This is a genomic window from Paeniglutamicibacter cryotolerans, from assembly GCF_014190875.1.
Classification (GTDB): domain Bacteria; phylum Actinomycetota; class Actinomycetes; order Actinomycetales; family Micrococcaceae; genus Paeniglutamicibacter; species Paeniglutamicibacter cryotolerans.
The window spans coordinates 2,262,812-2,284,424 of record NZ_JACHVS010000001.1; the positions used below are offsets into that span (position 1 = coordinate 2,262,812).

11 protein-coding genes, 1 tRNA gene and 1 pseudogene are annotated in these 21,613 nt (G+C 60.4%); 11 read left to right on the forward strand and 2 right to left on the reverse strand.

Going from position 1 to position 21,613, the window contains the following annotated elements; translation table 11 throughout:
• Position 1 precedes the first annotated feature (1 nt).
• Positions 2 to 982 (reverse strand): AAA family ATPase, encoded by a 981-nt coding sequence (locus E9229_RS10510; protein ID WP_183511155.1) that lies wholly within the window; start codon positions 980 to 982, stop codon positions 2 to 4.
• A gap of 138 nt (positions 983 to 1,120) precedes the next feature.
• On the opposite strand from E9229_RS10510, the gene E9229_RS10515 reads away from it, so the two are divergent.
• The 9 genes from E9229_RS10515 to E9229_RS10555 all read left to right on the forward strand — a co-directional run bounded on the left by E9229_RS10515 (position 1,121) and on the right by E9229_RS10555 (position 18,201).
• The gene (locus E9229_RS10515) at positions 1,121 to 2,083 is read left to right on the forward strand and encodes a TatD family hydrolase (protein WP_183511157.1); all 963 of its coding nucleotides are present in this window, start codon (positions 1,121 to 1,123) and stop codon (positions 2,081 to 2,083) included.
• Between the two features lie 282 nt (positions 2,084 to 2,365).
• Positions 2,366 to 3,499, forward strand: coding sequence for a resuscitation-promoting factor (locus E9229_RS19700; RefSeq protein WP_183511158.1), 1,134 nt, complete (start codon positions 2,366 to 2,368; stop codon positions 3,497 to 3,499).
• Between the two features lie 93 nt (positions 3,500 to 3,592).
• Positions 3,593 to 4,477 (forward strand): 16S rRNA (adenine(1518)-N(6)/adenine(1519)-N(6))-dimethyltransferase RsmA, encoded by an 885-nt coding sequence (gene rsmA, locus E9229_RS10525; protein ID WP_183511159.1) that lies wholly within the window; start codon positions 3,593 to 3,595, stop codon positions 4,475 to 4,477.
• Complete coding sequence (locus E9229_RS10530) at positions 4,474 to 5,391, forward strand: 4-(cytidine 5'-diphospho)-2-C-methyl-D-erythritol kinase (protein ID WP_183511161.1); 918 nt, start codon at positions 4,474 to 4,476, stop codon at positions 5,389 to 5,391. Before rsmA ends, E9229_RS10530 begins: the two co-directional genes overlap by 4 nt.
• Positions 5,392 to 5,455: 64 nt before the next feature.
• Complete coding sequence (locus E9229_RS10535) at positions 5,456 to 7,294, forward strand: ABC-F family ATP-binding cassette domain-containing protein (protein WP_183511162.1); 1,839 nt, start codon at positions 5,456 to 5,458, stop codon at positions 7,292 to 7,294.
• 147 nt (positions 7,295 to 7,441) lie between these two features.
• Positions 7,442 to 10,183, forward strand: coding sequence for a helix-turn-helix transcriptional regulator (locus E9229_RS19855; RefSeq protein WP_183511163.1), 2,742 nt, complete (start codon positions 7,442 to 7,444; stop codon positions 10,181 to 10,183).
• A gap of 155 nt (positions 10,184 to 10,338) precedes the next feature.
• Positions 10,339 to 12,876 (forward strand): helix-turn-helix transcriptional regulator, encoded by a 2,538-nt coding sequence (locus E9229_RS19860; RefSeq protein WP_183511164.1) that lies wholly within the window; start codon positions 10,339 to 10,341, stop codon positions 12,874 to 12,876.
• Entirely contained in the window at positions 12,869 to 15,397 is a 2,529-nt protein-coding gene (locus tag E9229_RS10550; protein ID WP_183511166.1) for a LuxR family transcriptional regulator, read from the forward strand. Before E9229_RS19860 ends, E9229_RS10550 begins: the two co-directional genes overlap by 8 nt.
• A gap of 1,454 nt (positions 15,398 to 16,851) precedes the next feature.
• Complete coding sequence (locus tag E9229_RS10555) at positions 16,852 to 18,201, forward strand: sugar transferase (RefSeq protein WP_183511167.1); 1,350 nt, start codon at positions 16,852 to 16,854, stop codon at positions 18,199 to 18,201.
• Positions 18,202 to 18,564: 363 nt separating this feature from the next.
• Here the strand turns inward: E9229_RS10555 and E9229_RS10560 are convergent.
• Positions 18,565 to 19,775, reverse strand: a pseudogene (locus E9229_RS10560) (IS3 family transposase); the annotation flags it as partial.
• A 189-nt stretch (positions 19,776 to 19,964) separates the two neighbouring features.
• Between E9229_RS10560 and E9229_RS10565 the strand changes: the two are divergent.
• Together E9229_RS10565 and glmU are read left to right on the forward strand one after the other, a co-directional pair.
• Positions 19,965 to 20,036: transfer RNA gene (locus E9229_RS10565), tRNA-Gln, on the forward strand.
• A gap of 74 nt (positions 20,037 to 20,110) precedes the next feature.
• Complete coding sequence (glmU, locus tag E9229_RS10570) at positions 20,111 to 21,556, forward strand: bifunctional UDP-N-acetylglucosamine diphosphorylase/glucosamine-1-phosphate N-acetyltransferase GlmU (protein WP_345075371.1); 1,446 nt, start codon at positions 20,111 to 20,113, stop codon at positions 21,554 to 21,556.
• Positions 21,557 to 21,613: the final 57 nt, after the last annotated feature.

Genomic DNA, 21,613 nt, shown 5'->3' on the forward strand with positions numbered 1-21,613 from the left:
TTTAGCCGCGTGCGCCGGCGCGTACCGGGGTCCGAGCCAGGATCGCGGCCAGGACGGCTTCGTCGCTGGTGCCCGCCACCTCGGCACGGCGGTGGAGCACCAGCCGGTGGGCCAGCACCGGCCCGGCCACTGCGGTGACGTCGTCGGGCAGCACGTAGTCACGACCCTGGAGGGCCGCTTCGGCCTTGGCCGCGCGCAGCAGCTGCAGCAGGGCCCGGGGGCTGGCGCCGAGCTGGATGTCGGCGTGGTTGCGGGTGCCGTTGCCGATCGCCACCACGTATTCCTTCACCGCATCGGAGACGAAGACGGCCTTCACCGTGTCGATCAGCAGCAGCAGCTTGGCGGCCCCGATGACCGGGGTCAGCGCATCGAGGGGGGAGGCGGACTGGTGGGTCTCAAGCATGGCCATTTCGGCTGCCGCGTCGGGATACCCCATCGAGACCTTCGCCATGAACCGGTCCCGCTGGGCCTCGGGCAGGGGGAAGGTGCCCTCGAGCTCGATCGGATTCTGGGTGGCGATGACCATGAACGGGGCGGCCAGTGCATGGGTGTGGCCGTCGACCGTCACCTGGTGTTCCTCCATGCATTCGAGCAGCGCCGATTGGGTCTTTGCCGAGGCGCGGTTGATTTCGTCGCCGATCACGATGTTCGCGAAGACCGGGCCCTGGCGGAACTGGAACTCGTGCCGGTCCTGGTTGAAGATCGAGACGCCGGTGACATCCGAGGGCAGCAGGTCCGGGGTGAATTGGATGCGCCGCACCGAGCAGTCCACCGTCCGGGCCAGTGTCTTGGCGAGCATGGTCTTGCCAACACCGGGAACGTCCTCCAACAGCAAGTGGCCCTCGGCGAGCAACACGGTCAGCGCGGTGCGGGCCACGGCCGCCTTGCCGTCGATCACCGTGGCGATGGCGGAGAGCACGGCGCCCGTCGCCGCCCGGAAGGCGTCGGAGTCCAGTGTTTTCGTCTTGGTGGTAACGCTCATGGTTCCTCCTGCGGGCGGTGGTGTCTGGCTCAAGGGTACTTAAGGAATGGGGTGATGGCACCCACGCCCCACCCTCCGTCGCGGGGCAGTAATCTGGAAGACCGATCCGCAACACTCCGAAAGGCGTCCTTCCCTCCCATGTGTGCCGATTCCCGGTCCCTGCCCGTTGTCCCTGCCGGAGCCACGCCCCCGGCTTACCTGCCGCGTGAAAGCAGAACGGCCGCGGGCGTTTCCGAGCGCTCGGCAGCCGAGGAGGGCGGGAGCAAGCGCAACCTGGACTACCCGCCAGCGCCCGAACCGCTTCCGTACCCGGTGCCGGATAACCACACCCACATGGACTTCCGCGATGGGCGGATCAGCGTGGGCGTCGCCGAGGCGCTGGATACGGCCAACGCCGTCGGTGTCAGCGGCGCCATCCAGGTCGGCTGCGACGTCGAGTCGTCGCGCTTTGCCGTGGCGGCGGCGGAAGCCGATCCGCGCGTGCTGGCCGCCGTGGCCATCCACCCCAACGATGCACCGAGGCTGGCCGAGGCCGGGGAGTTGGACGCCGCGCTGGCCGTCATCGAGGAACTTGCCGCGCATCCCCGCGTGCGGGCCGTGGGCGAGACCGGGCTGGACTACTTCCGCACCGGCCCCGGGGGAGTGGCGGCGCAAAAAGAGTCGTTCGGACGGCACATCGACATCGCCCGACGCCACGGCAAGGCGCTGCAGATACACGATCGTGATGCACATAACGATGTGGTTAAGCTGCTGCTGGCTACCGAGCTGCCGGAAAAAGTAGTCTTCCACTGCTTCTCCGGCGATGCCGAACTTGCCCGGACCTGCAACGAGCACGGCTGGTACATGTCTTTTTCGGGGACAGTGACGTTTAAGAACTCGCACGATTTGCGAGCCGCATTGTCGGTGGCGAAGCCCGAATTGGTGCTGGTCGAAACCGATGCGCCGTTCCTGACCCCGCACCCGTACCGGGGTCGTCCCAACGCCAGCTACCTGATCCCGCAGACGGTCCGCTTCATGGCCGGACACCTCGGAACGGAGCTGGAAGTACTATGCCGGCAGCTGGCGGCAAACACCGAAACCGTCTACGGATCCTTCGCCTGAGCTGGCCCTTAGGAGGCCTTCTCGGGGGTGAAAAGCTTGTCAATTTATTACGATTCGATTACGGTGGATAACTAGTAGCCGGGATCGGGGAAGGTTTCCGGGTAGCTGATCGGGGCCCGCGCTTTGATGGACAGTTAATTTGGATGACCATCGGCACGCAAGTGGCCACCTGATCTGCGCCGACAGCGTTGCCGGTGCGGGAGGAAAACCGCGTGAGATTCGCGGGCGTTCCGCCCGTATCCACTTACCCCGTGCCTGGATTAAGACAACGTTTGGAATTCTGTGCAGACTGTCCTCAAGAACCGCTGGTTCAAGCTCGGCGCGCAAGCGACCGTGCTGACCGCCCTCATCCTGGGCCTCGTCACCTTCGTCGGTGGCGGCAAAACCATCGCGCTGACCATTGACGGTCAAACCCAGTCGGTGGACACCCGGGCCAAGACGGTGGCCGATGTGCTGGCGGCCTCCGAGGTCATCTTGGATGAGGACGACGTGGTGTCGCCAGCGCTTGATGCCCCGGCGGAGAACGGCGGCGTCATCGAGGTCAGCCGCAACAAGGCCGTCAAGGTCTCCATCGACGGTGTCGACCGAGTGGTTCACACCACCGGCCTGACCGTCGCAGACGTCGTCGAGCAGCTCAAGCTCGACCAGGGCGCCGACATCGACAAGGGCAACGCAATGCAGCTGGCATCGTTGAGCGCCCCGATCGAGATCTCCACACCCAAGGCAGTGACCATCACCGCTGACGGCAAGAAGAAGAAGACCACCACCACTGCTGCCACCGTCGCCGAGGCGCTCGCAGAGGCCGACGTCACGCTGGGTCAAAAGGACAAGCTGTCGGTCAAGGCCAGTGCGGCCATCGCCGAGGGCCTGGAGGTCAAAGTCATCCGCGTCAAGACCGTCAAGGTCACCGAAACCGAGGTCATCGCCAAGGGCGAGGACAAGGTCAAGGACAAGGCGCTGCTGATTGGTTCGACCAAGGTCCTGGAGCCGGGCCAGGACGGGGAACGCACCCTCACCTACGCCGTGATTACCCACGACGGCAAGCAGGTCTCCAAGAAACTGACCGACACCAAGGTCACCACCAAGGCCGAGGACCGTACGGTTGCCGTCGGGACCAAGGCAAAGCCGACCCCAGCCAAGTCAAAGCGCGTTTCCACCCCGGGCAGCGTCTCCGGCGCCTGGGCAGGACTGGCCAAGTGCGAATCCGGTGGCAACTGGGCGGCCAACACCGGCAACGGCTACTACGGAGGCCTGCAGTTCAGCGCCAGCAGCTGGCGCGGAGCCGGAGGCACCAAGTACGCGGCGCTGCCGCACCTGGCAACCCCTGCGCAGCAGATCGCCACGGCAGAAAAGCTGCGCAGCAACGGCGGCTGGGGCCACTGGCCGCACTGCTCTTCCAAGCTGGGCCTGCGTTAAACGGCGATCTCCCTCGCACCCCTGTGACAATGATGGCCCCCGCCGCACGGCGGGGGCCATCGTGTTGCCCTGCCACTGAACTAGGATTGAGTCGTGACTGACGAAGCCAACACCATCCGCCCGCTGCTGAGCGCCACCAATATCCGAGCCCTGGCCGGTGAATTGGACGTACGCCCCACCAAGACCCTCGGGCAGAACTTTGTCATCGACGGAAACACGATCCGGCGCATCGTCGCCGCGGCGAAGGTCTCAGCCGACGAAGTGGTGCTCGAGGTCGGCCCCGGCCTCGGCTCGCTGACCCTGGGCCTGCTCGATGCGGCGGCCCGCGTCGTGGCCATCGAGATCGACCCGAAGCTGGCCGAGCGACTGCCGAAGACCATCGAGGAGTTCCGGCCCGAGCTGGCCGGGAACATCGACGTGATCCTCTCCGACGCGATGAAGGTCACCGAGCTCCCGCACGCCCCCACCGCACTGGTGGCCAACCTGCCCTACAACGTCGCCGTACCCGTGGTGCTGCACCTGTTCGAGCACTTCCCCTCGCTGCGCCACGGCCTGGTCATGGTCCAGGACGAGGTGGCCGACCGGCTGGTAGCCGGACCCGGATCACGCACCTACGGGGTACCCAGCGTGAAGTCGGCCTGGTACGCCAAGATGCGCAAGGCCGGAGTCATCGGCACCAACGTGTTCTGGCCGGCACCGAAGATCAATTCCGGGCTGGTCGGCTTCGAACGCCACGACGCACCGGAGACCACGGCAACCCGCAAGCAGGTCTTCGCCGTCATCGATGCAGCCTTCGCCCAGCGCCGCAAGACGCTGCGCGCCGCGCTGTCCGGCTGGGCCGGGGGAGCCGTGGCGGCCGAGGCGGCCCTGGTACGTGCCGGCATCGACCCGCAGGCCCGCGGCGAGAAGCTGGGCATCGATGAATTCGCCCGCATCGCCGAGGCCCACGAGGCGAACCTCGCCGAAAACGGCGCATGAGGACAGTCACTGCCCGGGCCCCGGGTAAGATCAACGTCTACTTCCGGGTCGGACCACCACGAGAGGACGGCTACCACTCGGTGGCCAGCCTCTACCTCGCCGTCTCGCTCTACGAGGACATCGCCGCCACGGCACGCGAGGACCACGAAATCCATGTGAGCCTCGACCCGGCCTCCACTGCGGTCAACGACCCCGAATCCTTCCCGCTGGGCGAGGAGAACCTGGTGGTGCGAGCAGCACGGCTGCTCGCCGAACACACCGGGCACCATGCTGGGGTCGATTTGCGCATCACCAAACGCGTCCCCATCGCCGGCGGCATGGGCGGCGGCTCGGCCGATGCCGCAGCGACGCTGGTAGCCTGTAACGCGTTGTGGGGTACCGGGCTGAACCGCGAGGAACTGGCGAGGCTCGGCGCCCGGCTAGGCGCCGACGTGCCCTTCGCCCTGCACGGTGGGGCGGCGGTGGGTCTGGGCGTGGGCGATGACCTCGCCCCGCTGCTGCTGCGCCGGCGCACCGACTGGGTGCTGGTGCCGGCCAGCTACGGCCTGTCCACGCCACGGGTCTACGGCATGCTGGACCGGCTGCGCGCCGGGGAGGACGTGCCAACACCTACCGAGGTCGACCCGGCGATGATTGGTGCGTTGCTGGAGGGCGACCTCCAGGCGCTGCCCATGCGGATCGCCAACGACATGACCCGGGCAGCGCTTGCCCTGGCCCCGGAGCTCGGCGTCGTGCGCGACATGGGCGAGGCCGCCGGTGCGCTCTGTGCACTGGTTTCCGGCTCGGGCCCCACCATCGCGCTGCTTGCCTCGGATCCGGTCCACGCCAGGGAGATCATCACCCAGCTCGGCGATGAAATCGGCGTCACCGCGCTCCCGGTCCACGGCCCGGTCCCCGGAGCGGGCATCCTCTAGCTCCACCCCCCACCGCGGTCGCCCCCGGGCGCGCTGCACACGACTCAAGACAAAGGAGCCCCTCGTGGCCCACCTGCTCGGCGCGGAAAACGTCAGCGTCTCCTTCGGCACCCGCAGCGTGCTCGACTCGGTCAGCCTCGGCCTGGAGGACGGGGACCGGATCGGGATGGTCGGGCGCAACGGCGACGGCAAGTCCACGCTGATGCGCCTGCTCGCCCTGCGCCAGCAGCCCGACGAGGGCCGGGTGACCAAGCGCGGGGACGTGACCATCGGCTACCTCGACCAGTCGGACGTGCTCGACGGAGACCTCGAGGTAGGCCAAGCCATCGTCGGGGAGGCCGCCGACCACGAATGGGCTTCCAACCCGAAGGTGCGCGAGGTCATGGGCGGACTCGTCGCGGAAGTCGACTGGCACGCTCCGGTCTCCAGCCTCTCCGGGGGCCAGCGCCGCCGCGTGGCCCTGGCCAAGCTGCTGATCGCCGACCCCGATGTCATCATGCTAGACGAACCCACCAACCACCTCGACGTGGAGGGCGTTGCCTGGCTGGCCGAGCACCTGAAGAAGCGTTGGCGCGCCAACGCCGGCGGCCTGCTCGTGGTCACCCACGACCGCTGGTTCCTCGATGAGATCTGTACCCGCACTTGGGAGATCCACGATGGCGTCGTGGATCCGTTCGATGGCGGCTACGCCGCCTACGTGCTGGCCCGCGTCGAACGCGACCGGATGAACTCGGTCATCGAAAGCAAGCGCCAGCAGCTGGTCAAGAAGGAACTGGCCTGGCTGCGCCGCGGAGCCCCGGCACGCACAGCCAAGCCCAAATTCCGCATCGAGGCCGCCAACGACCTGATCGCCGACGTGCCCGAACCCCGGGACACAGTGGCTCTGTCCAAGCTGGCCACGGCCCGGCTGGGCAAGGACGTGCTGGATCTGGAACACGTCTCGCTGGCCTTCATCGACCCGGACGGGAGCACCACAGACCGCAACCTGTTCAACAACGTCACCCTGCGACTGGCTCCCGGAGAGCGCCTGGGCATCGTCGGGGTCAACGGCGCCGGAAAATCCACGCTGCTGCGCCTGCTCAACGGTGAAATCGAGCCCACCAGCGGCACGATCAAGCGCGGCAAGACGGTGAAGACTGCCATCCTGACCCAGGATGTCAAGGAGCTCGACGAGGTGGCCAACAAGCGCGTCATCGAGGTCATCTCCTCCGAACGCAGCAGCTTCGAGGTGGGCGGCAAGGAGGTTTCCGCCGGGCAGCTGGTCGAACAGCTAGGCTTCGGCCCCGAGAAGCAGTGGACACCGGTCAAGGAACTCTCCGGTGGCGAGCGCCGCCGCCTGCAGCTCCTGCGCCTGCTCATCGGCGAGCCAAACGTGCTGATGCTCGATGAGCCCACTAACGACCTGGACACCGACACCCTCTCGGCCGTCGAGGACCTGCTCGATGGCTGGCCCGGCACCCTCGTGGTGGTCAGCCACGACCGCTACCTGCTCGAGCGCGTCACCGACCACCAGATCGCCCTGCTGGGCGACGGGAAGCTGCGTGGACTGCCTGGCGGCGTGGACCAGTACCTCGAACTCCGCCATGCGATGCCCGCCGCAGGCACCAACCAGCCCGGTTCCCCTGCGGGGAAAGCCGATGCGACCGAGAGCACCCCCGAAGCGGCTCCGCAGTACAGCGAGGCCGAAAAGCGAGATGCCCGCAAGGAAATCAACAGGATCGACCGGCAGCTGGGCAAGCTGACGCAACAGGCGCAGAAGCTGCATGAGCAGATGGCAGCGGCATCCGATGTCATGAAGTTCGATGACCTTGGCCCGCTGGGCGAGAAGCTCAAGGCCGTCGAATCCGAGCAGGAACTGCTGGAAGAGGCCTGGCTGAACGCCGCGGAAATCGTCGGGGACTGACGACCAGGTGGTCCGACCGACCAACCAGAGTCTGAACGATGGGTGCCTTTTCGCGTTCTGAAGTGGTTAGATGCCATTAGGGACTGGGGGAGTTGGTGGCACGTGGCATGGGGCGCAGGGGGGACTGCAGACGGGGATTCCTTAGGTGTGACCGGAATCCAGGGCAGTGATGCCGTCTGGGGATACCCGCTGGATGAAGATCTGGTCCAGCGTGTCGGCGACTCCCTGCTTAACGGCTACGGTGCAGTCCTTGATGGTGATATCGGTGCCGGGCGGCACGGAATCATCCACCGGGTGCTGGAAGGATTGTCGGGCAAAGTCCATCTAGTCCAGTTCTCGGCTCTTGTACTTGTCCCCTGGTCGGAAACCGGAGATCGTCAGGACCACGTCGATGCTCTGCATGCATGGCTGCTGGGGGAAAGCAGTGGGTTGCCGATCGTGGTATATGTGGGAAACAGCTACATGGTGACTGAGGAATGGATCGCGGTTTTGGGTGCCCTGGTTATTACCGGGGGAGTATCGGTACTTGCCCTGTCATACACTAGGCAGCAGGGGAGGGAACCGGAGCTGTCGCGCCTGGCTCATCTTGATCGGATCCGCATCCTGCCGATTTCTCTCGATGAAGCCCGGGCATGGATACAGTCGGCCCTTAACGGATCCGTGAGCCAGACCGCGGTCTTCCAACTTTGGTCGGCGGCGGCTGGCCAGCGTCACTTCCTGCATTTCCTGGCGCTGGATTGGATGGAGGCAGGATATCTTTGCCTTTCCGAGGGCCACTGGGTGGTCTCAGGAGTCTCCGGACCGATTGGAGAACATACAGCCAGCCTCTGGAAGCGGATTCTGGAATCAAGGCCCCAAGGAGAACGCACCGCTATAGAATTGGTGGCGCTCTCTGGAGGGCTGCCGCTGAGCGCATTGTTGAAGATCGTCGACGCAGATGAGCTGGATGGCGTCCATGACTCCGGGATACTGGAGATTGGGCCGAGCCACCTTCATACCGTTCGGCTCAGGGGTGAAGCGGCACCAAGAGCCGTCGTTGCTCATGTCGGTCCAGGTCGGGCATCAATGCTTTTGAATCTGTTAAAGAAAAGTGCGGGTTATCCAGTGGGAGTCTCGCAGGCGAAACTCTTCGATTGGGAACGCCTGAGCGGTGTCGAGACTTCACCTGAGCGGATTATGGAAGAAATTGAGCGATCAATTTCGGACGGAAATGTGCAGCGTGCGCTGGAGCTCCTGCCCGCTGTTTTTGAGCTTTCGGAATCGGTGCGCTTCAAGGCTGCCCGCTTGATCGCGTTGATCCGGTGTGGTCATCTTTCGATTGCCATGCAGGAAGTCATGGGCCTTCCCATGGCGGACTGGCTCCTGAACGGGGAAGGCGACTTCCGCGACTGGCCAGGGATTGTTTCCATAGCAGACCAGGTGGCTAACATCAGACTGGCTTATGGCATCATCGAGTACTTTGCTCACTCGGGAGCTTCGTCTGCAGCGGAGCAGTTCCGAATGATTGAACGAGTCGGAGAAGTAGTCCGAGATAAATATGAGAAAAATCTTCTAGGTGACAAAGCATATAAAATTTGTACTGCCGATGGCTCCGTCGCCTTGGCTCAACTTTCGATGCATTTCGGCCACTCACGCTGGATCGAAAACCAGATATATGTCCATCCTGATCTACAAGGAGGCATGCTGAGTCAATGGCAGGTTGCCCTTGATACAGCTTTGGTTTGGGCTGGCAGGGTAGACGGCGGAGTCCATCGGCGAAGCGAAATGACGCTGTTGAATCATCAATCATTTGAGTCCGGGAGTATAGCGCGTGATGCCAGGCTGCAACTTTTTGGGCTGAAACTCGTGTCCGGCGATTGGGTCGCGGCCAAGGCCATTTTGGATGACGGCTGGATGGGCGGGAAGAGTGCCACGAACCTCAATCATGAGAGCTTGCTCTATTCAGGCTTGCTGGATTCGCTCATGGGAAGGCACCAAGAGGCCATCGCCAAATTTGGACCCGAGGTTCTCCAACTGAAGACCTATGACCCGCGTGGACTCCTGCGGTTGGCTCTGGCCGCAACGGCAAGTTCATATGCCGCTTTGGGAGATTTGGAGGCCGGCCGGGCGGCGCTTTTTTCGATTGACGTGGCGGCCGACACGAAGTCGTTTACTTCCGGACGCTTTGAAACTTTGTTCCATATCCAGGCGCTCCACGATCTTGGCAACATGGAGGCCGCCGCGACGGCATGGTTGGAGACGGTAGGAGAAGACCGCAGGCGGGGGAACGCCTCATGGGCGCTCTTGGAAGCGACGGTGGCTATCTCCCATGGATACCTGGAGTTTGTTGATGCCCTTGGTGAACTGGTGCCTGATGTCAGCGGACGATTCTCCGAGGCCTGTGGCCAGTTCGTGGAGGCATTTCGTGCACACCGTCGGGATCCTTTGTTATCTGCGGCCGCTTCCATGGAGGAGTTAGGACATCTACGGCTATCCGGAGTTATCCGTGAGATAGCGACCTTTGGAGATGACGGAACCCCCGGCTCGCGTGCCTATGCCCCGAATCGTTCTGGCACGGTCGGGGCACCGGGTTTGGAGGCTTCAATCATTGCTGCCCGGGCATTGTCTGTGTCACCGCTACATGAAGACGCCATGATCCGTGAACATTGGTTGAAGCATTCCGTGGAACAGCTGGGGCTGACAACGAGGCAGGCCGAGATTGCAAGACTGGCGGGATTGGGCAGCAGCAACAGGGAAATTGCGGAGGAACTGGATATGTCGATACGCACTGCTGAAAGCCATCTCTATCAGATCTTTGGAAAACTGGGAGTAAGAAAGCGGTCCGATTTGAATCGATTGTTGCAGGTGCATGCTGGACTAATTGTTGGGAACACTGGCAGTACTTCATAGTTACTTAAGTAGAATTTGCATCGTATGAGTAGCATCGATGGAATGACTACTGATGCTAAGCACTTCGCCCACGAGTAGCATGACGAACATCAAGCCTTGGCGGCCCAGCTTGGGGGTGGACCGCAAGGTATCCGGAACTGGGGATCGGGTGTTTTGTGAGTAATGAATTGCGCGGATTTGAACTGCCCGCATCTTTGGGAAAAGTGCTTGCAATGGCAGGGGCCGTGGGACAAAACGGATCCTTGGACGACGATTCGCTGGCTGGTGGATTGGGCCGCATCCTTCAAGGAGGACATAGCCAAGGTGCCGTCGTCAGGGGGGCGAGGGGTAGCGGAAAGAGACATGCCGTTAACAAGGCAATCATCGATTCCGGCTTTGTGGGCGAGGTGTACCGATTGTCCGGAACACGATACGGATGCGGCATCGAATACGGTGCGATACATTTCTTGTTAATCGACCTAGAAGAGGATCAGATCACCTCACCGGTGATAGTTTTTGGGGCCTTGCAGGAACGATTCGAATCTGGGCACGAAATGCCTCTCTTCATTTTGGAGAACCTTTCCTGCCTTGACCCCTGGTCGACCACTGTACTAGCCCAGCTGGCGCAGGCTGGAGTCGTACGACTCTTTGTCCTTGACGACCTCCAGGCGGACCTTCCCGAGGACATTCTTGGGCTGGTCCGATCCGGCATACTGGCCGACAAGCGCGTGCGTCCACTTTCGGTGTCCGAGGTGGATGAATTTATTATGGAATCGACAAACCTCAGGCCTTCATCCCTCGTGACATCAACCCTTTGGGCCTATAGCGAGGGCAACGCCGAATGGCTAGACGCCATCCTTCATGAATTCATGGAAGCTGGCGTGCTGCAAAACAGACATGGGGCGCTGGTTCTCTCTGCGGAACCATGGCCCGTTGGAAAACGAATGCTGGCTAGTGCCCGGAAGAGGATTGAAAGACTCAGTCCGGTTCAACACGCAGTACTTGAACTTGTGGCTGGCCGGAAATCGCTGGAACCAGAACTTCTTGATGGTTTCCCCGCGTGCGAAGTCGATGATCTTCATACAGATGGACTACTTGAATACTTCAACTCGCCAAACCGGGTGGTCAGGATGTCCAGCAGGATCCTGGAGGAATGTGTCCGGACCATGGCTACTAACGAGCGAAGCCGGGACCCAGAGCAGCAGGTGCCCCTGGGCCTGAACATTACTTCCCGGTCAGACAGTGAGCATGACGAATCGGACATATCGAAACTCGACAGCGTTCTTTGTTCCTTACCCGGGATGATCCGGGCCGGTGGTAGCCAACAGGCCCTTGGGCTGGTTAGCCATGCTCGAAACCAAATATATGGTGTTCTTTCGATCAACTCTGAAACCCATTTGCCTACCTGTCAGGTGACGGACCAGGCTCTGGAACTCTTGAACCTGGAACTTCGGCTGGCACTACGGACAGGGGACGATGACCTGGTCGAGAGCTTGGTAGCTGTCCTGAATCCCATACGCAACGGGTTCTGCCTTCACCACATGGAGTCACCTCAGCTTCACGAGGCCTCGGCATCGTTGCTGGAGGCCCTTGCCCGGGCAAATCGGTGCGTCGACGCAAGCGTACTGGTCGACTGGCTCACTGAGGTTTGTCTGCTACGTGGGCTGCCAGCAGCGGGCCGCGACCCCAGCCAATGTCTAGCCCACACTCTTCGGGCATTATTAACGACCTGCCTGACACTGGGCAACTGGGAAGCGTGCGCAAATTTGGCCGGATTCATCCTGCAGGGAAACGTGCGCGACCCCGGTCTCATTTCTTTTGCAGCATCAACAAACGCAGTGCTTTTGGCGGCGGCCGGCGATTTTGAATCTGCATGTGAACTTTTGTTCCCGGTGGAACAGCAGCTTTTGCTGACCGGACCGCCGGAGGAGTACGAGGCCGTTGCCGGTATCTTGGCGTACTGTCATACCGAGCTCCACCAAACCGGCCAGGCCGCGATGGCTCTGACTTCAGGCTCACTCCAGGTTGGCACAAGCACTCCCTATGGTTGGGTCGCCGAGTATTTTCGGGCCTTATCCATGGCAAAAATCCATTCGCAGGAGGCTGGACGATCCCGTTTAAGGGCCCTTGAAGGGATCAGCGAATCGAAGGGCGAAGTCCTATTCCAGATTCATTCGCTGGCGGCACTCGTGCGCATGGGTGACCGTGAGGCAGCGACGCGGCTACGAGATCTATGCGAGATGACCGGAGGTGCCTTTCCCCGGGCTTATGGCTTGCTCGCCGACGGGGTGCTGAAGGAATCGGGATCATTGATTTCCGAGTCGCTGCTTCTGCTCATCGAGTTGGGTTTCGCCGCTTTTGCCCATGGGGACGGCACCGCGATCTATGACTACCTCTCTCCTGCGCAAAGAAGACAGATCGCCCGATCGATTAATCTGCGCCGGTTATCTAGTTCCCCTAGCCGAGAAAACCCCGTCGGGTATTTTGGGGAAGAAACGCCCTTTGACCTGCTCACGAAACGTGAAAGGTTCGTTGCTTCGGCAGCAGCCAGTGGGTTGTCCAACTTGGAAATCGCAGAAAAGGCGAGTGTTTCCGTACGTACCGTGGAGGGCCACCTTTACCAGATTTATTCGAAATTAACGATCAGGGGAAGAACGGAATTGCACAAGATGGCCGAATCCCTTCTCGGGCGCTCGGTTGAATCAAATGCATAACTTGGGCTATGTGTCTGAACGGGTTCGGGAAGCAAACCTGATTCATGAAGTGCTCATAGATCCGGAGTCGCCTGGGATACTGGTTGCTGGGTCACCGGGTATCGGAAAACAGGAACTCGTCCAGTCGGTATTGGCGTTGGATGAGGGATATGGCCCCGTAGTGAGGCTGCTTTGCAGCCAAACGCTTATGAAGACGTCCTTCGGAGCACTTGCGCCCATGCTTTCGGGCAATCTGAGAGCTCCCTCCGATGTCGAGGCTCTTCGCCAGATCATCCGGGCCGTACGGAACATTCTGAGTGATTGCCCGGAAGGCATGAGACTGCTTATCCTCGTCGAGGAGGCACAGTTCATAGACTCGGCCAGTGCTTTCGTCCTTGGGCAGTTGGTTCATTCAGGAATGGCAAAATTGGTAGTCCTGAGTACGGAGAAGCACCTGGATGTCTTGTCTCTCGATGCCCTGAAGAACGGTGCATTGCTTCAACGGGTTCAGCTGGGAAGGTTGGGAACTATAGAAACCCAACAACTTTGCTCCGGGCTCTTGCCAGGGCCGGTAACGACCGGGACGGCCCGAATCATCTGGGACCAAACAAATGGAAACCCCTTTCTGGTTAGGTGTTTTGTTGATGGTGCGCAAAGACAGGGACTTTTTGTCGAGCAGCGCGGGAAATGGGTTCTGAATAACGTTGCTCCTGAACCAGATGACCGTTTGCGTGAGTCAGTCCGGGACCTGCATCGACGGCATCCGGCCGACGAGCAGGAATCCTTGGAGCTCCTTTCACTGGCAGGGCCCGTGTCCATCCAAGCTTTGGGGGAGATGACGGGAGTGGAACTCGAAGGCAACAATTCCTCCAGCTTGATACGAGTGAATCTCGCATCCGAAGCCGCATCCGTAGCCAGCAGCTTCTATGCCAATATCCTGCGGTCGGCTATTCCGCCAGGACGCAATCGGTCGCTCCGCCAAAAATTTATCGATTCGAATGTGAACGAAATTAAGCTTGGGTTCGAAGAAGTGCGCTGGGCTATCGACAGCGGAGAATCACCGGCCCCCAGAGCGGTGGTGGAAGCAGCAAGATCCGCAAATGACAATGCCTCGTATGCTGATGCCTGGCAGCTGATACGGATGGTTCCAGGGGAAAGCGCATCGAAGGAGCTCCTCGTCGAGCGCGCGCGATCATTGTTCGGCCAGTCAGAGTTGATGGATAGCCCGCATCTCTTGGCCTCCGCACTCCTGCCGGACGCAGGCGAAAAGCAAACGGATATCCTTCTTGAGGCACGAAGTGTCGCACACTGGATTCTTACCGGAGATCTGGATCCTGGTCTGTCTCCTTCAGGTGACCAAGCAGAAGGCAAGGCAGACCTTTCTATCATCAGAAGGATCATTGATGCGCGATTCCATTTCGACGAAGGAGAGCTCGAAAAAGCAGCTGAACTCGTTTCCGAGGTTCAGACCTGGAACCCGCAGACATTTTTCCAACCCACCCGCTACCGTTTGTCGCTGACGGTAATTGAGGCCAGGGCAAGTACCGCGTTGGGAGACTACGATCGGGCCCTGGACGCCATTAACGGTTTCCTTTTTTCCAATCCGGCGGATGTTTTGTATGCGAACGGGAGCCTCAGTTTCTGCCAAGCTTTCAATGAACTGCAGCAAGGGAAAATGCGCGAAGCGCACATCACGATTGCTGAAGCTGTTTCCGAACTCAGCGTAGGCGATCCAGAAGGTTTGCTGGATATGGCTTGTGCCGTCAATGACTATCTGACCCGTATCCATACGAAGAATGAGGGGACAGGCCAAGCCGCCGAAGCTCCCATCCAACCCTGGGCAGATCACTCACGGAAGCCAGCCCGCGGTTATTGGAGGGAACGAGATCGCTTTCTCTCAAGTATTTACCGGGAACTTTCGCTTGCTCGTCCAAGCATACGAATGCTTCAGGCGAGTCTGGAGGCCTTGGCCGCGCAGCCAAATCGGGTAGCCGAGCAGGAAGCACTATTTCTTTGCTGGAGCACTGGGATTTCGAAAGAATTCAGTAACTCTTTAGGCAGACGATTTCTAGCTGGACAACGGAGCCAACATGGAAAGCGTGAAGAATTCCAAGCACGGCTCATCGGGCGGGCACAAGCTGGCGTTGTCGCGGAGCTTGAGAAACTAGCAGGGGCGGCCTACGAAAATAATGAAATGGTCTGTGCAGTGGAATCCGTAGCAAGAATTGTGGGGATCCTGGCGAATGCGGCTCCGGGACGGCAACAGGGGCTGTATTTGAGGCAACTAGATGAATGGCTTGGAACTTTGGGCGGGCAACCATGGGGAATCGTTGCAGACACCTTAGCGGCTAGGGGGCTGACTCTACGCGAGTGGGAGATCGTCGATTTAGCTCGAATGGGGCTGAGCAACAAGGATATTGCCAAGAAGCTGACCGTTTCCCAACGGACAGTTGAAGGCCACCTTTATCGCATCTTTGCCAAGCTGGGGATGCGGACCCGGAAGGAACTGGGCGAGATGGAGTCTCTGAAATCTCGCAAATAGGGGACGTTGCTAAAATTCTGAAGCAAGCCCAGCGCAAGAACCTGGGCCGCAAGGGTCGGAATCAAAAGGGTATCGAACTGAACTGGTCCCCGACAGTATGGATCTGAATTATTCTGTCCAACATTCGGCAAGCATTTCAAGCTGGTTCGGTCAAGATAAGTTGAAGGTCACCGGACCGGGATGGCCCCAATGTGAGGCATCTGGCGCATAGTCTCACTGGGTAGCGGTAGTCCACGTAACTGGTTTGTCGTCTCTCAGGATTATCGCAACCCAAGAGGCGCTACGCGCCAGCATCGTCAAAGTCTGCTTTAAGTAGGTGAGTATTCGACGCTTTGGGGACCACCTATTATTGCCGTTGGGGGCCGGTACGTCCCCGCGTGGGAGCCACCAGTCTCCCACGGGCCTATCTATTCCTGAACGGCGCCGAACTTCTCGCGTCATGCGCGCCTTCCGGCTCAGATCCGGATGGTGTGGTGGACGTCCCGGGCCATGTCCACATCGGCGTGGACGCCGGTGCCGGCCCATCTGCGGACAACGCGCGCAGAACAGGCAGGGCTGGGCCGTAACGGCGTTCCCTGGGCTCGCGCCACTTGCTGAGGGGCTTCCCCGCCGGATAGCAGCCCCGCTATCGCCGCCGGGATAGAGTCCGGCGTGCACTTCCCGTGGTTGGTAGTCCCCGGCAGCCTGCAGGGGCGACCGGTCCAGACCGGACGTGCTTACGTCGCGGCGTCTACCACCACTCCGCCAGCTAAGTGGCTCCCGGCAACGCCACTGGTGGCTCCCACTGAGAATATTCGCGTTTTCCCGCGGTGGTCCCCCCGCGCAATATTGCTGGCTCCCATACGAGCAAATATTCAAGTAGGACTGGTTGATGCTTGCCATCGCATCTAGGAGATCACCTGCAGGTATGAGGTGGTATCCCCTAGGTATGGAAACCCGGCATTGGGCGGAGGCAACCAGTAGTTAAACAGTAGTCGTGTCGGTCCATAACGCCGGAATCAGTATAAAAAATACGCCAATAAATTCGGCACAGACACGGACCATCGGATCGCCATAGGTAACTTCGCGCTGGCGCGAGTATTCAAAGCGGGACGTCTTGTGGAGATCAAGCTCATTGAAGTAGTTGGGTACTCGTGCTGCCACAGACATCGCTTCGTAGGCTCGGGGCAGGCGGCCCGCAGGGGGGCGCCGCATTGTCTATTTAGCGGTAGCGAGAGCCATTGCCAACGGAAATTCCAATCCAAAGGGTTTTTGCCGAATTAGCTCTGGTGTGCGCGGCCGTCAGCTATGGGGGGAATGGCAGCGTGACGCAAACACATGGTTCTTGGGGAACTCATGAGTCTCTGGCCGCAGACTCGACGACACATGCCGTCCAGGATTGGCCGCTAAGGATCGTTAGCGAACAGGAACCATATTCCGGTCTGAAATGGCGCCAGTTCTATACTCGGATACTAATGGTTTCGGACGCCAGCATTATCGTGATGTCGTGTCTCGCGGTTGCTGTACTGGTCAGAGCAAGATCAATTCACATAATTGCCGCCTATACCGGGGTCGCGATGCTATGGATCCTCCTTTTAGTGCTCTGCCGGACCAGATCACCACAGCGAATTGGCGTCGGATCCAAGGAATACAAGAGGCTTATCGACGCCACTGCCATCGTTGCAGGTACAACGGCAGTCATTGCCGTAGGGACGGGAAATACCGATTTGCGCATCCTGATATTTGTCGGATTGCCTGCCGGGCTGGCCTGTCTGCTCATTGAGCGATGGACGTGGAGAAAGTGGCTTTGGCGAAAAGCACGTGAAGGACGAGCGCTTTCCCAAGTCATTGTGGTGGGGTGTGCCTCGGATATCGATTATGTCATCCGTCAGCTCGGCAAGAATGCCGGGCCGGCTTATCGGATCGTTGGCCTCCTTTCTGCTGAGCCCGCTGTATCCGATACGGCAGAAAATGGAATACCTTGGTTCTCTGGGTTGGATCAGTTGGAGATGATAATCCCGATATTGGGCGCGGACTCGGTCATCGTCGCCGGCCCGCTCGACGGCGGTAATGCCTCCCTTAAGGACTTGAGCTGGAGACTCGAGAAATCTAGGACACAAGTGATCGTGGTTTCCTCGTTGACCAATGTCGCCGGTCCCCGAATCAGTGTGAGGCCAGTAGAGGGATTGCCTCTCATGCATGTCGACCTGCCAAGTTTTTCAGGTGGGCACCATATCGTGAAACGTGCGATGGACATCGTACTTTCGGCCGTTGCACTTCTCGCACTTGCCCCGTTGCTCGGTGTGCTGGCGCTGCTTATCAAGAAGGACAGCAAAGGCCCTGTAATCTTTGCGCAGGAGCGAATCGGAACTAACGGCCAGTCGTTCAAGATGTTCAAGCTTCGCTCAATGGTAGTTAACGCCGAGGAAGAACTTGAACGGCTGCAGTCCAAGAACCAGGGAAGCGGTCTCTTGTTCAAGCTCCAGGATGATCCACGCGTCACTAAGGTCGGAGCGTGGTTGCGAAAGTTTTCCCTTGATGAGCTGCCTCAGATCTATAACGTGCTCCGTGGAGACATGTCACTGGTCGGGCCCAGACCGCCGCTTCCCAAAGAAGTCGCCAAGTATGAGGGGCATGTGGGACGTCGGCTCTATATCAAACCGGGATTGACCGGTCTATGGCAGGTGAGCGGACGCTCGGACCTCGATTGGGAAGAGGGGGTCCGTTTGGACCTCTACTACGTGGAAAACTGGTCTGTAACCGGCGACCTCATGATCATGTGGAGGACATTCAAAGTCATGCTCCATCCGGTTGGCGCTTATTGATATGCAAAAAGCGGACGCGCTCCTTGGCGGTTATCGTCCACTGTCGATGTCCACGTAGATTGCACGAAATCTGTCAAAGTAGCCGTTTGCTTCGACCGGAGGATTCAGGTTTTCCTCTTGCCCAAATGAGCCGGGAAACCTAGTGCTCCCGGGGAAAGTTTCCGTGTTGACATTACTTTCGGCCCATCTCTTGGCGGTTGCGAAATCTGCTGATTGACAGGGGCCGGCGACGATGGAACCCCTCGGGGGCTCTCCCCCCAGCCGTTGTCGGCCCCATGGATGTTTCCCGGGGATCCAGAGTTCCCGGGGAAACTAACTAACCCATCGTGGGGTTGCCCGCAAGTAGTAGACACGTGTTCCGCATCACGCAGCTAGCGTGAGCACCTCTTCTTCCATTTCAACCAGGCCGACCGGAGTGTTCAAGGCAAGCTCACGCTCGACCGGCGGCACCATCCCAATGCTCGAATGCAACCGGTGCCGGTTATAGAAATCCTCGATCCACCAGGCAACCGACCGCTTCGCCTCGGCACGGGTCTTCCACACTCGCCGGTCATAGTATTCGGTTTTCAACGGCGACCAGAATGACTCCTGCATCGCGTTGTCCCTGCACACCCCGGTGCGCCCCACCGACTGCAGCACACCCAGTTCCCGAGCCGTCTCCCACAGCTGCGTCGAGGTGAACTGGGCGCCCCGATCCGCGTGGAACACCACGTCAGCAGGAACCGTCCCACGCAACGTGTAGGCCATCCTCAACGCCCGTTCAACCAGGTCGGTGGTCTGCACCGAGTCCATCGCCCAGCCCAGGACCCTGCGGGAACAACCATCGCGCACGGCACACAAATACAACCAGCCCTCACGCGTTCGCAGGTAGATGATATCCGAAATCCACACCGCATCCAGCCGCCCGCGATCCCACGTGCGTTTGACCAAATCAGGCAAGTGGTGGGTATCCACGCCCGGGATGGTCGTCACCGGACGGAACTTGCGCGGACTGATCCCCTCAATGCCTTGCCGGCGCATGGACTGCGCCACGGTCTTGCGATCAGCCACGGTGCCCTCCCGATGAAGTTGGGCTGCCACGCGGCGAGCCCCATAGGTCTGGTCGGACTCCTCAAAGACCTTCGCGACCTTCGCATCCCGTGCACGTTGCCTCACCGCGCGCGGGCTCGGTCCGTGGAGCCGCCGCCCGTTCCAGCGGTAGTAGGAGGCCGAGACCTTCAGGAGGCGGGCCATCCGTTTGACCGAGAAGTTCTCCTTCTCCGCGCGCATCAGTTCGAAACGTTCCGAGGGTGATGCTTCGACGCGAAGAAGGAGGCCGCTTTTCCCAGGAATTGGTTATCTTCCCTCAGATCGGAGACCTCGCGACGCAGGCGTTTGAGTTCAGCGCGTTCATCCTCATCCAGGGCCCCGGTTGGTTCGCCGCCGAGCCCGCGCCGGTCCTTTTCAACCCGGACCCAGGTGCCCAGGGTTTGATCGCCGACATTGATTTCGCGGGCGACTTTCGCGACGGAGCGTCCGGTGTCGATGACCAGGGCCGCGGCTTCTCGTTTGTATTCGTCGGTGAAAGTCCGGCGTTACTTCTTTGCTTCTGACATCAGTGACATTTTTCCAGCAGGATTCCTTATCCCGCTAATTCGGGTGTCCACTAATTAAGGATAGGCCCAATCGGGCCTGTATTGGGTTAGGGCTGACGCGAAGTCGCGTCGGGGCCGATGGCATGGCAGAATAGTTCACTGTGTTCAGGGAGTAAATCCGTGGCGCAATCCGCCCTGGTGTAATGGCAGCACCCCAGCCTTTGGAGCTGTGGAGTATAGGTTCGAGTCCTATGGGCGGAACGTTGTAACCATTGATCCAGGACACCTGCAGTCTCGCGATAGAATGGACTGGCCGTGTCCGGCCAATCAATCCCATGGGAGTACACATTTTGAGCGTGGAAGCCACCGAACCCGCAGCCGTGATCGTCCTAGCCGCCGGGGCTGGAACCCGAATGAAATCTGCCAAACCCAAGATCCTCCACGAAATCGGTGGGCGTTCGATGGTGGGACATGCGATTGCCGCAGCTTCCGGGCTTGAGCCGCAAAAGCTGGTTGCCGTAGTTCGTCACGAACGCGACAGGGTCGTCGAGCACCTGCTCGAAATCGCCCCTTCATTGATCATTGCCGACCAGGACGAGGTTCCGGGGACGGGCAGGGCCGTCCAGCTGGGCCTCGCGGCGCTTCCCGAGCACACCGAGGGCACCATCGTCGTTACGTACGGGGACGTTCCGCTGCTGACCACGTCGCTTTTGCGTGAGCTTGTTGCCGTCCACGAGGTCGACGAGAACTCTGTCACCGTGCTGACTGCACTGCTGGATGATGCCACCGGCTACGGGCGGATCCTGCGCGCCGATGATGGAACGGTCATTGGAATCGTCGAACACAAGGACGCAACCGATGAGCAGCTAGCCATTCGCGAGATCAACTCCGGAATATATGCCTTCGACGCTGCAGTCCTTCGCGATGCACTTGCACAGGTCACCACGGACAACGCCCAGGCCGAGATGTACCTGACCGATGTGCTGGGCATTGCCCGCCGCGCCGGGGGACGTGTTGCCGCCGTCGTGACCGGAGACCGCTGGCAGGTCGAGGGCGTCAACGACCGCGTCCAGCTGGCCGCCTTGGGTGCCGAAATGAACCGACGCATCGTTGAGAAGTGGATGCGCGCTGGGGTCACCGTCATCGACCCGGCGACCACTTGGATCGGCGTCGAGGTCGCCCTGTCCAACGACGTGACCATCAAGCCGGGAACGCAGTTGCACGGCCTGACTGCCATAGGCACTGACGCGATCATCGGCCCGGATACAACCCTGACCAACGTCAGGGTCGGGCGTGGAGCGAGTGTGGTGCGCAGCGACGCAACCGATTCGCAGATCGGCGCCGGCGCCACGGTGGGTCCATTCGCCTACCTTCGCCCGAAGACTGATCTGGGTGAACAGGGCAAGATCGGCGCATTCTACGAAACGAAGAATGTCACGATCGGCACCGGCTCAAAGCTTTCGCACCTCGGCTATGCCGGGGATGCGGAGATTGGCGAATACACCAATATTGGTTGCGGTAACATTACCGCCAACTACGATGGGGTCAACAAGCACCGCACGGTCATCGGCTCCCATGTGCGCACGAGTTCCAACACGGTATTCGTGGCACCGGTGAGTATCGGTGACGGCGCTTACACGGGTGCCGGGGCCATCGTCCGCAAGGACGTCCCTGCCGGCGCGCTGGCACTTTCGATTGCTCCCCAGCGCAATGCCGAGGGCTGGACGGTAGCGAAGCGTCCGGGCAGTGCGTCGGCCCAAGCCGCCGAAGCCGCACACTAGCACACCAAGATTTTCCCTCGAGTCATTTCGAACACCGTTTCAGCGAGAAAGCGAACC